We start from the raw sequence: 15709 nt of genomic DNA on the forward strand, positions 1-15709 counted from the left end.
AACAGTCTACCTGTCCGTGCGCGCTCGCCGCGCCCTGTTGGCGCCGCCCGCACCGCATGCGGCCGAGACCTGCCATCGCGTCAGGCAGCCGGCAACCGATGCCCCGCATACGTCTCGCGCAATTTGTTCTTTTGGATCTTGCCGGTCCCGCCCACCGGCAGGCTGTCGGCGAACACGACGTCGTCCGGCGTCCACCACCGCGCCACCTTGCCGGCGAACCATCCCAGCAGTGCCTCGCGGCTGACCTCCATGCCGGGCCGGCGCACCACCACCAGCAAGGGCCGCTCGGCCCATTTCGGATGCTGCACGCCGATGCAGGCCGCCTGCAGCACCGCCGGGTGCGACATCGCCACGTTTTCCAGGTCGATGGTGCCGATCCACTCGCCGCCCGACTTGATCACGTCCTTGCTGCGGTCGGTGATCGCCAGGTAGCCATCGGCATCGATGGTGGCCACGTCCCCGGTCGGGAACCAGCCGTCCTGCAGCACGTCGCCGCCCTCGCCCCGGAAATACCCGGACACCACCCACGGCCCCTTGACCAGCAGGTGGCCATAGGTCGCGCCGTCCCATGGCAATTCGGCGCCGTCGTCGTCGACGATCTTCATGTCGACGCCGCAGATCGCGTGGCCCTGCTTCCTCAGCACCGCGCGCTGCGCCTCCTGCGGCAAGCCGGCATGCCTGGCCAGCGGGGTGCAGGCGGTGCCAAGCGGCGACATCTCGGTCATGCCCCAGGCGTGCACCACCTGCACGCCCAGCCGGTCGATGAGCAGGTCCATCAGCGCCGGCGGACAGGCCGAGCCGCCGATCACGGTGCGGCGGAAGGTCGAGAACCGCAAGCCGCCCTCCAGCACGTGGTTCACCAGGCCGAGCCAGACCGTGGGCACGCCGGCCGAGAAGGTCACGCCCTCGGCCTCGAACAGCGCGTACAAGGACTTGCCGTCCAGCGCCGGCCCCGGGAACACCAGCTTCGCGCCCACCAGCGGCGCCGAGTACGGTAAACCCCAGGCGTTGACGTGGAACATCGGCACCACCGGCAGCACCACGTCGGCGCTCCCGATGCCGAGCGCGTTCGGCAGCGCCGACGCATAGGCGTGCAGCACGGTCGAGCGGTGCGAGTACAAGGCGCCTTTCGGGTTACCGGTCGTGCCCGAGGTGTAGCACAGGGACGCCGCCGAACGCTCGTCGAACTGCGGCCAGTCGTAGTCGTCCGACGCAGCCCCGATCAGCTCTTCGTAGCACAGCAGGCCGGGAATCGCGCCGGCGGGCGGCATGTGCTCGCGCCCGCACAGGGCGACATACGCTTTGACGGTCTTGCACTGGCGCGCCATCGCCTCGATCGCCGGCAGGAACGTGAGGTCGAAGAACAGGACGCGGTCTTCGGCGTGGTTGACGATGTAGGCCACCTGCTCGGGATGCAGGCGCGGATTGATCGTATGCAGCACCGCGCCCGAACCGGACACGCCGTAATACAGTTCCAGGTGCCGGTAGCCATTCCAGGCCAGCGTGGCGATGCGCTCGCCCATGCCGATCCCCAGCGCCGCGAGCGCGTTGGCCAGCTGGCGCGCACGGCGTGCGCAATCGCGGTAGGTATAGCGGTGCAGGTCGCCCTCGACGCGGCGCGAGACGATCTCGGTGGCGCCGTAATGGCGCGCCGCGAACTCGAGGATGCCAGAAATCAGCAGCGGTTGATCCATCATCTGGCCTTGCAACGGACTCATTGGGTGCTCGTGCATTGGGTCTCCGTGATTAGAATGGCAGCGTGGAAAGTGTCGTCCCCGCATCCTGCGCCCGTCAACCGGATTCGATGATGCACCGCATCAACCCATTGAGCCAGATCGGCCATCAGCGGTTACCGGATGTAACGCCGGCCCACACCGCACCGGTGCGCGAATAGAATCGGCCGGGTGCGGTAAAATCCCGCCAATCTTGACCACTTTGCCACGGACACTGCCATCACTGCCGACGAACTTCCACTGAACAATTCGTTCAGCGAATTGCCCCCGGCGTTCTACACGCGCCTCATGCCGACGCCGCTGCCCTCGCCGCATTTCATTGCGGCGAGCGCTCCTGCTGCCGCCCTGATCGGGCTGGATGCGGCCGATCTCGCGCGCCCCGACTTCGTCGAGGTGTTCACCGGCAACAAGGTCGCGGCGCGTTCGCAGCCGTTGTCCGCCGTGTATTCCGGCCACCAGTTCGGCGTCTGGGCCGGCCAGCTGGGCGACGGCCGCGCGATCACGCTGGGCGACATCGCCACGCCGGACGGCCCGATGGAGCTGCAACTGAAAGGCGCCGGCCGCACGCCGTATTCGCGCATGGGCGATGGCCGCGCCGTGCTGCGCTCGTCGATCCGCGAATTCCTGTGTTCCGAGGCCATGGCCGCGCTCGGCATTCCGACCACGCGCGCGCTGATGGTCACCGGCTCGCCGCAGCAGGTGGCGCGCGAGACCATGGAAAGCACCGCCGTGGTGACGCGCATGGCGCCCACCTTCGTGCGCTTCGGCTCCTTCGAGCACTGGGCCTCGCGCGGGCGCGAGGCCGAGCTGAAAACGCTTGCCGATTACGTCATCCGCCAGTTCTACCCGGAGTTCCTGGGCGCCGCCAACCCGTACAAGGAGCTGCTGGCCGAAGTCACCCGCCGCACCGCGCGCATGATCGCGCACTGGCAGGCGGTCGGCTTCATGCATGGCGTGATGAACACCGACAATATGTCGATCCTCGGACTGACGCTGGATTACGGCCCGTTCGGCTTCATGGAAGCGTTTGATGCCAAGCACATCTGCAACCACACCGACCAGGGTGGCCGCTACTCCTACGCCAACCAGGTCCCGGTCGGCCACTGGAACTGCTATGCGCTGGGCAATGCCCTGCTGCCGCTGATCGGCGAGCCCGAAGTGGCTGAAGAAGCCCTGGACGTCTACCGCCCCGAGTTCGGCCGCCAGCTCGACACCCTGCTGCATGCCAAGCTCGGCCTGAAGGAGACGCGCGACGGCGATGCGGCGCTGTTCGACAATATGTTCACGCTGCTGCAGGACAACCACGCCGACTTCACGCTGTTCTTCCGCCGCCTGGGCGAGCTGAAGCTCGAGGAGCCGGGCGCCGACGAACCCCTGCGCGACCTGTTCATCGACCGCGCCGCCTTCGACGCCTGGGCCGCCGAGTACCGCGCCCGCCTGCGCCAGGAAGGCAGCAGCGACGCGGCCCGGCGCGAAGCGATGCACGGGGTCAATCCAAAGTACATCCTGCGCAACTACCTGGCGCAGATCGCCATCGAACAGGCGCAGAACGGCGACTTCGGCGGCGTGCACAAGCTGCTGGCCGTGCTGGAACGCCCGTTCGACGAGCAGCCCGAGAACGCATCCTATGCGGCCCTGCCGCCGGACTGGGCGGCCCACCTCGAGGTGAGCTGCTCGTCCTGAGCCCGCCCCGGGCCTCATTTGCGCCTGGCCTCTCACACCACGAAAGAGAATCATGACCGACAAAGTGACCAAGACCGACGCCGAGTGGCGCGAGCAGCTCGACCCGATCGAATACCAGGTGACGCGCCACGCCGCCACCGAGCGCGCCTTCACCGGCAAGTACTGGGACCACCATGAACACGGCATCTATCACTGCGTGTGCTGCGACACCCCGCTGTTCGAATCGGACACCAAGTTCGACTCGGGCTGCGGCTGGCCCAGCTACTTCACGGCGCTCGACCCGGAAAATGTGATCGAGAAAGTCGACCGCAGCCACGGCATGGTGCGCACCGAAGTCATCTGCGGCGTGTGCGACGCCCACCTGGGCCACGTGTTCCCGGACGGCCCGCCGCCGACCGGCCTGCGCTACTGCATCAACTCGGCCGCCATGCGGTTCGAACCGATCTGAGGGTGGCGCAGTGAAGAAATTTCTGTTCGATCTGTTCCCGGTCATCCTGTTCTTCGGCGTCTACAAGTACGGCGACAACAACCAGGACTGGGCGCACCGCATGGCCGTCGAGTACCTGGGCGCCCTGATCGCCGGCGGCGCGGTACCGCCGGCGCAATCGGCGATCCTGCTGGCGACCGCGGTGGCGATCGTCGCCACCGCGCTGCAGGTCGGCTACCTGCTGGTGCGGGGCCGCAAGGTCGACAATATGCTGTGGCTGTCGATGGCCGTGATCCTGGTTGCCGGCGGCGCCACGATCTATTTCCATGACGACCTGTTTATCAAATGGAAGCCGACCATCCTGTACTGGGCCTTCGCCGTCGCCCTGCTGGTGGCGCAGGTGTTCTACAAGAAGAACCTGATGCGCTCCGTGATGGAGGCCAATATCAAGCTGCCCGATCCGGTGTGGAACCGGCTCGGCTACAGCTGGATCCTGTTCTTCGCCGGCATGGGCGTGCTGAACTTGTTGATGGCCTTCGTGGTCTTCCGTAACGATACCAGCGCATGGGTCAGCTTCAAGCTGTTCGGCTTTACCGGCATCATGTTCGGATTCATCGTGATCCAGATGATGATGCTCTCAAAATACATCAAGGAGGAAGAAGCATGACCACTGCAACCAGCAAAGGCGACCGCGAAGCACGCCTGCGCGCGATCCTCGAGGCCGAGCTGGCCCCGGCGTCGCTCGAGATCATCGACGACTCGCACCTGCACGCCGGCCATGCCGGCGCGGCCTCCGGCGGCAGCCATTACACGGTCAAAATCGTGTCATCCCGCTTTGAAGGCCTCAAGCTGGTCATGCGCCATCGTCTTGTGTATGATGCCGTTCACGATATGATCAACAAGGCGGAAATCCACGCGCTCGCCATCAACGCGACCGCGCCTTCCGAGCTGTCCTGAGTGTCGGCTTCAGGCAGTTTTAAGTAATGTGCCCGACAATTGTCACTGCTAGTCACAAGAATTAATCTAATCTCGTCCAGCAACTATCCCCGCTACAGGAACACACATGACCTTTAAGCCAGCTCGCCTGCTGTTAACCCTTGTCGCCGTTGCGTCGGCTCCCGCTTTCGCCCAGAACCTCGCAGTGGTGAACGGCAAGGCGATCCCTTCGTCGCGCGCCGATGCCGTCGTCAAGCAGGTCGTGGCCCAGGGCCAGGGCCAGGATTCGCCGCAACTGCGCGAAGCCGTCAAGAACGACCTGATCGCCCGCGAAGTGCTGATGCAAGAAGCCGTCAAGCAAGGCTACGACAAGAAGCCCGAAGTGCGTGAAGCGCTGGACAATGCCCGTCAGTCGATCGTCGTCAACGCCCTGGCCCGCGAATACATCACCAAGAACCCGGTGAGCGACGCCCAGATCAAGGCCGAGTACGACAAGTTCAAGGCGCAGACCGGCGACAAGGAATACCATGTGCGCCACATCCTGTTCACGACCGAAGACGAAGCCAAGGCGGCCATCGGCAAGCTGAAAGGCGGCGCCAAGTTCGAAGACCTGGCCAAGACCTCGAAGGACACCGGCACCGCCAGCAACGGCGGCGACCTGGACTGGGTGACCCCGAACGCCCTGCCGCCGGAATTCTCGGCCGGCTTCACCAAGCTGCAGAAAGGCGCGATCACCGACGTGCCGGTCAAGACCAACGCCGGCTTCCACGTGATCAAGCTGGACGACACCCGCGCGGTCAAGCTGCCGTCGCTGGAAGAAGTCAAGCCGCAGATCGCCGACACCCTGGCGCAAGAGAAGCTGCGTGACTACCAGGAGCAAATGGTCAAAAAGGCAAAGGTGCAGTAATATGTGCTGTCGCCGGCGCTGAGCATGCGCCGGCTTTCGTCGCCTGCGGCGATACTTTTCGTGTTTATATAGGATCTCAACAATGATTTTGAAGCCAGCCCGCCTGTTGTTAGCCATGACCGCATTGGTTGCCCTGCCTGCACTCGCGCAAAACGCTGCAACCGTCAATGGCAAGGCGATCCCGCAAGCGAGGGTCGACCAGCTGGTCAAGCAAGTCGTCGCCCAGGGCCGCGCCACCGATTCCCCTGAGCTGCGCGATGCGATCAAGAAAGACCTGATCAGCCGTGAAGTGTTGATCCAGGAAGCCGACAAGCAGAACATCGGCAACCGCGCCGACGTCAAATCGGCCATCGACAACGCCCGCCAGAGCATCATCATCAATGCGATGCTGGCCGACTACGTCAAGAAGAACCCGGTCAAGGATGCCGAGATCAAGGCCGAGTACGACAAGCAGAAGGCCATGATCGGCGACAAGGAATACCACGCCCGCCACATCCTGGTCGATTCCGAAGCCGACGCCAAGGGCATCATCGCCAAGCTGAAGGCCGGCGGCAAGTTCGAAGAACTGGCCAAGCAGTCGAAGGACGGCAGCGCCCAGAACGGCGGCGACCTGGGCTGGGCAAGCCCGGCGACCTACGTGCCTGAGTTCTCGAAAGCCATGGTCGCCCTGCAAAAAGGCGCCATCACCGAGACCCCGGTCAAGTCGCAGTTCGGCTTCCACGTCATCAAGCTGGAAGACGTGCGCGCGACCAAGGTTCCGCCGCTGGAAGAAGTCAAGCAGCAAGTCGCGGAAGGCCTGCAGCAGCGTCAGCTGGCTGCCTACCGCGAAAGCCTGGTCAAGAAGGCCAAGGTGCAGTAATCGCTGTCCAGCCGTCTCGAAGAGCGCTCCTGTGGGGGCGCTCTTTTCTTTTGTGCGAGTACGAATGCGCTCATCTCTTCCCGTCTTCCGGCGTGCGACCGCCGCCGATATCCCGCAGATGTCCCGCGTCCGTTTATCGGTGTCCGAGAACCGGTTGCGCGACCCAGCGCGGGTCACGCCACGGATGTATGAAGATTTCCTGGGAAAGGATGGCCGCGGCTGGATCGCGCAGGTCGATGGCGTCACCGTCGCGTTCAGCTATGCCAACCGGCTCGATGGCTCGATCTGGGCGCTGTTCGTCGATCCCGCGCACGAGGGCAAGGGGCTGGCGAAAGCCCTGCTCGGCCTGGCGACGGCGTGGCTGTTCGAGCTGGGCTTCGCCGAGATCACGCTCGACACGGGCGCCGGCACGCGGGCCGACCTGTTCTATGCGCGCCAGGGCTGGACCAGGGGCGACGCCGGCGCTGCCGACGTGCGCTACACCCTGGCGCGTCCGATACCCTGAGTACCAGCCCTATCCCTGCTTGTCGACTTCGGCCAGGCGCTTGCGCAGCAGGTCGGCATGCATGGCGTCGCGCGGCTTCTCCAGCAGCGCCTTCAATGCCAGGCGCTGGGCCGTACGCAAGGCTTCGTCCGCCGCGACCGGCACGTCCGGGATCACGCCCGTGCCTTCCCAGTTCGATTTGCTGATCGGATTGACCGCCCGGCCGCTCGGAATGAAGACCGAGAGATGGGGATGCAGGCGACGCACGCCGCCTGGATGCGCGCCGCCGCCGGTCGTCTCGCCGACGAGCGTTGCACGCTTCAGCTGCTGCAAGTTGTAGCCGAATTCCTCCGCAGCCGAGAAACTCTTCTTGCTGGTGAGGACATAGATCTTCTTCTGCCCCCCGAAGCGCTTGCCCGGCACCTCGTCCTGGGTCCAGAACGACTCGCGGAGCCCACCCTCGCGCCAGACCAGGTCGTTGAGGTGGGTGCGCTTGTCGAACAGATAGCTCGACATGAAGGCGACCGTTTGCGCGTCGCCCCCGCCGTTACTGCGCAGGTCGACGATCAGGGCATCGGTGTCGGCGACCACCTGCATCGCGGCGCCGATGATGTCCCTGGCGAAGTCGACCGACGCGAACGTCCGCAGGTCGATATAGCCGATGTTCCCCGGCAGTGTCTCGATCTTGCGCACGCCGAAGTTCGAGGCCCTGTCGTGCTCAAACATCATCTTTTCCATCTCGGGCGTCGGCTCGGGAGGAATGTCCGGGAGCGGCTGGACACTGACCCTGACCCTCAGATGGCCATCCCTGGTTGACTCGCGCAGGTCGGCGCTCAGGACGCGCGCCAACTCCTCCAGCGTCGCTATGTCAGTATACGCGCCGCTCTTCTCCTTCGCCTCCAGGCGCTCGACGACCAGTTTCGCCTTGTCCGGAAAAACGTATTGCTCGTCCATCGCCTGGGCCAGCTCGCGGACGACGCCGGCGCGAGTCGCGGCGTCGACCCGGATACCGTCGGGAGCCGCGTTCGCGGCAGTGGAAAGAACCATGATCAGTGCGCATAAGGGACGAACGACGAACATATTCATGGTCTCCAATCCTTGTTGAGTTCGACACAGTGTATATCGCGCCGGCGAAAAAAACGCCTCAGGAGAGGCGTTTATGATTGCTGCATCAAACGGTCAGACCTGACGCTCGATCCGTGACCTTCACCGTTATTGACGGATGAGCGGCATCAGTTCTTCCACCTACAGTTCCAACCTGCTTGTCGTTAAGATAAAAATTGAAGTTGGTCCCTGATGAGCTACTATTTTGTTTTGGCGCCAACACTAGCCCGATGACGATACTGACGATGAGAAGGACCGAGATGCCTAATGCGCTGAGACCCGCCCACCGGGAACTAGGCTCGCCTCTCTTGACATCTTCCCAGACGCCTTTCACGACGTTCGCAGCAGCGGTATCGACTATACGGATCCCACGCTCAATCTCCGGATAATGCTTCAACACGGTCTTATAGTCGCCGTGCGCCAGCTGACGCGTTGCGAATGCCGCAAGCAGCAGGATCGAGCCGAAATCGGTACAGGATTCTCGCAGTTTCTCTTGCGCTGTCGTTAACGCAGCGACGGTAACTTGCTCAGCGGACGGGAGTTTTTTAAATTTCTGCCTTCGGTTCCAACGCGATTTCCGATGCCTCGGAACCTCGCCAATTCGCGCATCCGCCAAGCTCAAGCACCAGCACAGGAAGCGGAAAACTTGCGCGTCTTTCGTCCCTTGTGGGAACTTACTCTGCCAGGATTCGGACACCGCCCTCTCGGCGATTAAATAAGACTCGTGTTCTGCTGGGTTCAAGTGAAGGATAATGGTGTTGTACGACACCCTCAGCTTGGACCAATACGGAAGGAGTTCGCTGGCAAGCTCTTCCTCAAGTGACTTTGAAGGAGTTTTAGCCGGTACCGGGGCGGGGGTCGCTTTTGACTTGATCGAAATCCTTCCGACAATCAAATGGATGCTGCCGCCAAACTCCGCGACCGCCAGCCGGAGTGATTCAACCCATGCCTTCCTGAACTCGGTAACCTTGGCTGCTTTGTCAGAGTAATATTTGAGCGCGGCGAACAAAGCCGTCACTGCCGTGACAAATGTTGCTGTAGCCGCAGGGATATTCGACGCGATAATCGACAAAACAGACATCTGGATCTCCGGGCTAAAATCCAGATTATTTCATAGAAGCATGCTCGAACATCTGCCAGAAATGTTAGTAGATAAAATTACCCACCTTGAATAAGCCCCAGAATGCCAAATTCCCGTGAGTTCCGGAATTGGAAATGAGAAAGTAAGCGGACCAAATAAAAACGCCTCCGAAGAGGCGTTTTCCATATCAGTTAAACCGATCAGCCAACCCACTTGCGCGCATTGCGGAACATGCGCATCCACGGCGACTCGTCACCCCACGATTCCGGCGCCCACGAATGCGTCGCGGCGCGGAACACGCGCTCGGCGTGCGGCATCAGCACAGTAAAGCGGCCGTCATCGGTGGTGACCGAGGTCAGCCCGCCCGGCGAGCCGTTCGGGTTGAACGGATAGACCTCAGTCGCCTGGCCGCGGTTGTCGACGAAGCGCATCGACTGGTTGACCGCGCTCAGGTCGCCGGTCAGCGAGAAGTCGGCGAAGCCTTCGCCGTGGGCGATGGCGATCGGCGCCTGGGTGCCGGCCATGCCCGCGAAGAAGATCGACGGCGAATCCAGCACCTCGACCATGCCGAAGCGCGCCTCGAACTGCTCCGACTTGTTGCGGGTAAACTTCGGCCACGCATGCGCGCCCGGGATGATCGATTTCAGGTTGCTCATCATCTGGCAGCCGTTGCAGACGCCCAGGCCGAAGGTGTCCTGGCGCTGAAAGAACTTCGCGAACTGCTCCGAGAGCTGCGGATTGAACAAAATGGTCTTGGCCCAGCCCTCGCCCGCGCCCAGCACGTCGCCGTACGAGAAGCCGCCGACGGCGATGATGCCGTGGAAGTCGTCCAGCTTGGCGCGGCCGGCGATCAGGTCGCTCATGTGGACGTCGATCGCGGCGAAGCCGGCCTGGTGCATCACCCACGCAGTCTCGATATGCGAATTGACGCCCTGCTCGCGCAGGATCGCCACGCGCGGGCGCACGCCGGTCGCGATGAACGGCGCCGCGACATTGTCCGCCAGGTCGAAGGTGATCTTCGGCTGCATGCCTGGGTCGGTTTCGTCCAGCAGGCGGTCGTATTCCGAATCGGCGCACGCCGGGTTGTCGCGCAGGCGCGCGATGCGCCAGCTGGTCTCGCTCCACAGGCGGTGCAGGCTGCTGCGCGACTCGTTGTAGATCACTTTCGCATCACGGGTGAACTCGATCGCGCCGCGGTCGTTGAGCTTACCGATGATGTGGCTGCAGGCGCCCAGGCCCTGGTCGCGCAGCACGTTCATCACCGCGCTCTTGTCGTCCGCGCGCACCTGGATCACGGCGCCCAGCTCTTCGGAAAACAGCGCGCGCAGGGTCATCTCGTTGCGGCGCTCGGCCACCTGGCCGGCCCAGTTCTTGGCGTCGCCCCAGTCGGACGCGTGCTCGCCTTCCATGGTCAGGATGTCGAGGTTAACCGACACGCCGGTGCGGCCGGCGAAGGCCATCTCGGTCAGCGTGGCGAACAGGCCGCCGTCCGAGCGGTCGTGGTAGGCCAGCAGCTTGCCGTCCTTGTTCAGCTGCTGGATCGCGACGAAGAAGGCTTTCAGGTCTTGCGGCGAATCGACGTCCGGCACCGAGTCGCCCAGTTGCTGGGTGACTTGCGCCAGGATCGAGGCGCCCAGGCGGTTCTTGCCGCGGCCCAGGTCGATCAGGATCAGGGAGGTTTCGCCGCTGTCGGTGCGCAGTTGCGGGGTCAGCGAACGGCGCACGTCGGTAACCGGCGCGAACGACGACACGATCAGCGACACCGGCGAGATGACGGCCTTGTTCTGGCCTTCGTCGTTCCAGGTGGTGCGCATCGACAGCGAATCCTTGCCCACCGGGATCGACACGCCCAGCGCCGGGCACAGTTCCATGCCGACCGCCTTGACGGTGTCGAACAGCGCCGCATCCTGGCCAGGCTGGCCGCAGGCGGCCATCCAGTTGGCCGACAGCTTGATGTCCGAGATGTCGTCGATGGCGGCGGCGGCGATGTTGGTGATCGCCTCGCCGACGGCCATGCGGCCCGAGGCGGCGGCGTCGATCACGGCCAGCGGGGTGCGCTCGCCCATCGCCATCGCCTCGCCCACGAAGCCTTCGAAGGCCATCGCGGTGACGGCGCAGTCGGCGACCGGCACCTGCCATGGGCCGACCATCTGGTCGCGCACGCTGGTGGCGCCGACAGTACGGTCGCCGATGGTGATCAGGAACGATTTATCGGCCACGGCCGGGTTCAGCAGCACGCGACGCGCGGCTTCCGGCAGCTCGATGCCGGTCAGGTCCACCGGCGGGAAGACGTGCTGGACGTGTTCGACGTCGCGCAGCATCTTCGGCGGTTTGCCGAGCAACACATCCATCGGCATGTCGACCGGCGAATTACCTTCTTGCTGGTCGATCAGCTTCAGCTGGCGCTCTTCGGTGGCGGTGCCGACCACGGCAAACGGGCAGCGCTCACGCTCGCACAGCGATGCAAATTTTGTAAGGTCATCAGGCGAAATTGCCAACACATATCGCTCTTGCGACTCGTTTGACCAAATTTCCTTTGGCGCCAAGCCACTCTCTTCCAGCGGCACCTTGCGCAGGTCGAAAATCGCGCCGCGCTTGGCGTCGTTGACGATTTCGGGGAAGGCGTTCGACAGGCCGCCGGCGCCGACGTCGTGGATCGAGATGATCGGGTTGTCCTCTCCCAGCTGCCAGCAGCCGTTGATGACTTCCTGCGCGCGGCGTTCCATCTCCGGATTGCCGCGCTGGACCGAGTCGAAGTCCAGGTCGGCGGTGTTGGTGCCGGTCGCCATCGACGAGGCGGCGCTGCCGCCCATGCCGATGCGCATGCCCGGGCCGCCGAGCTGGATCAGCAGGCTGCCGACCGGGATCTCGTCCTTGTGGGTGTGCCGGGCCGAGATGTTGCCGATGCCGCCGGCGATCATGATCGGCTTGTGGTAGCCGTAGACCGCGTTCGCGGCGCCGACGTTCTGCTCGTAGGCGCGGAAGTAGCCGCCCAGGACCGGACGGCCGAATTCATTGCTGAAGGCGGCGCCGCCGATCGGACCGTCGATCATGATCTGCAGCGGCGAGGCGATGCGCTCCGGCTTGCCGTAGACGGCGTCAAGACGCTCGCCCTTGGTCACGTCCGATGCGTTTTCCCACGGACGCTGGGCGTCGGGCAGCAGCAGGTTCGACACCGTGAAACCGGTCAGGCCCGCCTTCGGCTTGGCGCCGCGGCCGGTCGCGCCCTCGTCACGGATCTCGCCGCCGGCGCCGGTCGAGGCGCCCGGGAACGGAGAGATCGCGGTCGGGTGGTTGTGGGTTTCGACCTTCATCAGGGTGTGCACCAGCTCGGTCGACGCGCCGTATTCCTGGCCGTCGCGCGGGAAGAAGCGGGTGACGGTGGCGCCTTCGATGATCGACGAGTTGTCGCTGTAGGCGACCACGGTGCCGCGCGGATTCAACTGGTGCGTGTTCTTGATCATGCCGAACAGCGATTTGTCCTGCTTGACGCCGTCGATGATCCAGTCGGCGTTGAAGATCTTGTGGCGGCAGTGCTCGCTGTTCGCCTGGGCGAACATCATGAGCTCGACGTCGGTCGGGTTGCGCTGCGCCTTGGTGAAGGCGTCGTGCAGGTAGTCGACTTCGTCTTCCGACATCGCGAGGCCGAGTTCGGTGTTGGCGCGCACCAGCGCGTCGCGACCATCGCCCAGCACATCGATGCTTTCCAGCTGCTTGCCTTCGAGTTCGTTGAACAGGTGCTGGGCGTCGTCGGCGCTGCGCAGCACCGATTCGGTCATACGGTCGTGCAGCAGCGCGCTGACGACTTCCAGTTCCTCGCTGCTGAGCTTCTTGGCGGCGCCGATGCTGCTGCCCAGGATGCCGCTCTTGAGGACCACGGTGTAGCCGACGCCGCGCTCGATGCGGTGCACGTGAGCCATGCCGCAGTTGTGGGCGATGTCGGTCGCCTTCGAGGCCCATGGCGAAATCGTGCCCAGGCGCGGAATGACGAAGAACTCCTCGGTCACGCCCTCGTACAGCGTTTCGGCCGCCGGCTCGCCATAGGTGAGCATGGCCGACAGACGTTGCGTATCGTCAGTGGAGAGCGGCGCGCTGGTGTCGATGAAGTGGTAGAAGCGTCCCTGGACGGCGGCGATCGACGGGGCGACGGCTTGCAGTTGGCTCAGGAGGCGTTGGCTACGGAAGGCGGACAGGGCATTGGAACCCGGCAGAATCAACATGGCTTGGACAGTCGTTGATGCAGCGTGGCTGCTAGGGTGGAAGATAGCCCGCTATTATACAGTGTTGCACTATGGTCGGGCCCTCGGCCGACTGACAATATGGCACTGCAGTTTCCTTGATCGGATTGAAACTTGCCGGTATCTTTACGGTAGACAATATTTAAACGCGCCCCTTCCGCGTGGCGCCGGATGACCTGGACGAGAGCGACGATGCAAGAGAATGGAAACCTGGCGGTGCTGGTGGTCGACCCGAACCCGGGAATGCGCACCAGCCTGCAGAACATGCTGAACCTGGCGGGCATCAACAAGGTCGAGTATGCGATCAACGCCAACACGGCCATCCGCCAGCTGCAGCGGCGCGCCTACGACGTCATCCTGTGCGAGTACGACCTGGCCGGCGGCAGCGGCGAAGGCCAGGACGGCCAGCAGTTGCTGGAAGACCTGCGCCACCACCGCCTGATCTCGGCGTCGACGATCTTCATCATGCTCACCTCCGAGGGCGTCCACGACAAGGTGGTGAGCGCGGCCGAACTGACGCCGACCGACTACGTCCTCAAGCCCTTCACCGTGGAGATGCTGAGCGGGCGCATCAAGCGCGCACTGGAGCGCCGCGCCGCCCTGCTCCCGGCCTGGCAGCTGGCGGCCCAGGGCAAGCCGCGCGAAGCGATCGCCGCCTGCCGCGACGGCGCTGGCGCCCAACCGCGCTATGGCGCCGACTTCGCCCGCATCCGCGCCGAATTGCACACGAGCCTGAACGAGCACCACGAGGCCGCCGCCGTCTACCGCGAAGTGCTGGCCGAGCGTCCTCTCGGCTGGGCGGCTTTGGGCATGGCGCGCGCCCTGTTCGCGCTCGACCAGGTGGACGACGCCCGCACCATCCTCGAAGAACTGCTGGCCGCCAATCCGCGCCTGATGGCCGGCTACGACCTGCTGGCGCGCTGCCTGGAGGCGAGCCACGAGCCGGAGCTGGCCAAGAAGGTGCTCGAAGACGCGGTGGCGATCTCGCCGCACGTGGTGCGGCGCCTGCGCAAACTCGGCGAAGTGGCGCTCGCGGCGGGCGACGTCGATGGCGCCGAAAAATCGTTCCGCCAGGTGGTGACCAAGGCCCGCTATTCGGAGTTTCGCAATCCCGAAGACCACGTCAACCTGGTCAAGGCGCTGGTCACGCGCGACGACCTGCTCGGCGCGACCGGCGTGGTGCGCGACCTGGAGCGCTCGATGCGCGGCAACCCGGCGGCGGACGCCTGCCGCGCCTATGCCAACTCGCTCGTGCTCGACAAGAGCGGCAACGCCGGCGCCGCGATCGCCGAGCTGCAGGCGGCGGTGACGGCGGTGCGCGCCGGCGGCGCGACCTCGCCCGGCCTGCGCATGGACCTGGCCAAGGCGTGCCTGGATCACCAGCTGGACGAGCAGGCCTCGAACGTCATGCTGACGGTGATGAACGAGTCAGGCAGCGGCGTCTCGGTCGACCAGGCGATGCACGTGTTCGTCAATGCCGGCCGCACCGACATGGTCGAGGGCATGGGCCAGCAACTGCGGGCGCAGGCGCAGATCCTGCTCGGCGTGGCCGACGAGAAGCGCAATATGGGCGACGTGCGCGGCGCGGTGCAGACCCTGCTCGAAGCGCTGCACATCGCGCCGCACAATCTGCAGGTGATGGTGGCCACCGCCGGCGGCATCCTGCGCCAGGTGAACGAGCTGGGGTGGGATCACCCGCTGGGCGACACGGCGGCCCAGCTGCTGGAAGGGATTCGGGCGCAGGATGCGCAACATCCAAGGTTGGTGGCGTTGACCGATGAGTATCAGGCGGCGCGCAGGAAGTATGGTATTGCCACTGTCTAGATTACATCACGGGTCGGGCATGCCGCGATAACTGGATGGGACGGCCATTCCCGGCCAATGGCGGTCGTCCTTGACCAGACCGTGACACATGCTGGTCGAGACGATCTCGCCACTGGCCAAGTCCCGGCACGCCCACATATTGCCACGGTGATTGAAGTTGTCCCAGGCAACGCCGACCATGGCGAGCGGTGCTGCAGCGCCGGGCGCCCGGGCACCCGCATTGGCCGCAGACGGCATTTCAGGCTTCGTAGTGCCACACGCACCCAACAAGCCGCATACGGCGAGCAGAGCGAATCGTGGGATTGATTGCTGCGACATGCATTTCCTCTATGTCCGGAAGCGTTTATCGGTGCGGCTGAGTTCAAATCATCGCCTTCCCGGCCCGCCGCCCCTATCGTCGTAGCAATTCCTTACAACTCCACCGCCAACGCCC

Annotated in this window: 13 protein-coding genes; 8 read left to right on the forward strand and 5 right to left on the reverse strand. The window is 64.2% G+C overall.

The annotated features are described in order from the left end of the window. Positions 1-80 precede the first annotated feature (80 nt). Positions 81-1733, reverse strand: a complete 1653-nt coding sequence (locus LO55_RS20990) for a 3-(methylthio)propionyl-CoA ligase (RefSeq protein ID WP_071362979.1) — start codon at positions 1731-1733, stop codon at positions 81-83. A gap of 288 nt (positions 1734-2021) precedes the next feature. Between LO55_RS20990 and LO55_RS20995 the strand changes: the two genes are divergently transcribed. The 7 genes from LO55_RS20995 to LO55_RS21025 all read left to right on the forward strand — a co-directional run bounded on the left by LO55_RS20995 (position 2022) and on the right by LO55_RS21025 (position 7050). Next, on the forward strand, positions 2022-3416 hold the full coding sequence (locus tag LO55_RS20995) for a protein adenylyltransferase SelO (protein ID WP_071362980.1): 1395 nt from the start codon (positions 2022-2024) through the stop codon (positions 3414-3416). A gap of 52 nt (positions 3417-3468) precedes the next feature. Beyond that, positions 3469-3864 carry a peptide-methionine (R)-S-oxide reductase MsrB gene (gene msrB / locus LO55_RS21000; RefSeq protein WP_005671103.1) on the forward strand — a complete coding sequence of 132 codons (396 nt, stop codon included), beginning with the start codon at positions 3469-3471 and terminating at the stop codon, positions 3862-3864. A 10-nt stretch (positions 3865-3874) separates the two neighbouring features. Continuing rightward, positions 3875-4510 (forward strand): septation protein A, encoded by a 636-nt coding sequence (locus LO55_RS21005; protein WP_071362981.1) that lies wholly within the window; start codon positions 3875-3877, stop codon positions 4508-4510. Continuing rightward, complete coding sequence (locus tag LO55_RS21010; protein ID WP_005671106.1) at positions 4507-4800, forward strand: BolA family protein; 294 nt, start codon at positions 4507-4509, stop codon at positions 4798-4800. The genes LO55_RS21005 and LO55_RS21010 overlap by 4 nt, the downstream gene beginning before the upstream one ends. A gap of 106 nt (positions 4801-4906) precedes the next feature. Further along, positions 4907-5686, forward strand: a complete 780-nt coding sequence (locus tag LO55_RS21015) for a peptidylprolyl isomerase (protein ID WP_071362982.1) — start codon at positions 4907-4909, stop codon at positions 5684-5686. 82 nt (positions 5687-5768) lie between these two features. Beyond that, positions 5769-6545 carry a peptidylprolyl isomerase gene (locus LO55_RS21020; RefSeq protein WP_071362983.1) on the forward strand — a complete coding sequence of 259 codons (777 nt, stop codon included), beginning with the start codon at positions 5769-5771 and terminating at the stop codon, positions 6543-6545. A 118-nt stretch (positions 6546-6663) separates the two neighbouring features. After that, positions 6664-7050 (forward strand): GNAT family N-acetyltransferase, encoded by a 387-nt coding sequence (locus tag LO55_RS21025; protein ID WP_229410203.1) that lies wholly within the window; start codon positions 6664-6666, stop codon positions 7048-7050. Between the two features lie 9 nt (positions 7051-7059). Here the strand turns inward: LO55_RS21025 and LO55_RS21030 are convergent, their stop codons facing one another. The 3 genes from LO55_RS21030 to purL all read right to left on the reverse strand — a co-directional run bounded on the left by LO55_RS21030 (position 7060) and on the right by purL (position 13434). Then, on the reverse strand, positions 7060-8115 hold the full coding sequence (locus LO55_RS21030) for a S41 family peptidase (protein WP_083415489.1): 1056 nt from the start codon (positions 8113-8115) through the stop codon (positions 7060-7062). An 85-nt stretch (positions 8116-8200) separates the two neighbouring features. After that, positions 8201-9214 carry a hypothetical protein gene (locus LO55_RS21035; protein ID WP_071362985.1) on the reverse strand — a complete coding sequence of 338 codons (1014 nt, stop codon included), beginning with the start codon at positions 9212-9214 and terminating at the stop codon, positions 8201-8203. A 200-nt stretch (positions 9215-9414) separates the two neighbouring features. Further along, the gene (gene purL / locus LO55_RS21040) at positions 9415-13434 is read right to left on the reverse strand and encodes a phosphoribosylformylglycinamidine synthase (protein WP_071362986.1); all 4020 of its coding nucleotides are present in this window, start codon (positions 13432-13434) and stop codon (positions 9415-9417) included. A gap of 210 nt (positions 13435-13644) precedes the next feature. On the opposite strand from purL, the gene LO55_RS21045 reads away from it, so the two are divergent. Next, positions 13645-15276 (forward strand): tetratricopeptide repeat protein, encoded by a 1632-nt coding sequence (locus LO55_RS21045; protein ID WP_071362987.1) that lies wholly within the window; start codon positions 13645-13647, stop codon positions 15274-15276. A 6-nt stretch (positions 15277-15282) separates the two neighbouring features. Here the strand turns inward: LO55_RS21045 and LO55_RS26745 are convergent, their stop codons facing one another. Beyond that, positions 15283-15594, reverse strand: coding sequence for a hypothetical protein (locus LO55_RS26745; protein ID WP_177185557.1), 312 nt, complete (start codon positions 15592-15594; stop codon positions 15283-15285). Between the last annotated feature and the right edge of the window lie 115 nt (positions 15595-15709).

The sequence above is a fragment of the Massilia timonae genome (assembly GCF_001866515.1).
In the GTDB taxonomy this organism is placed as follows: domain Bacteria; phylum Pseudomonadota; class Gammaproteobacteria; order Burkholderiales; family Burkholderiaceae_D; genus Telluria; species Telluria timonae.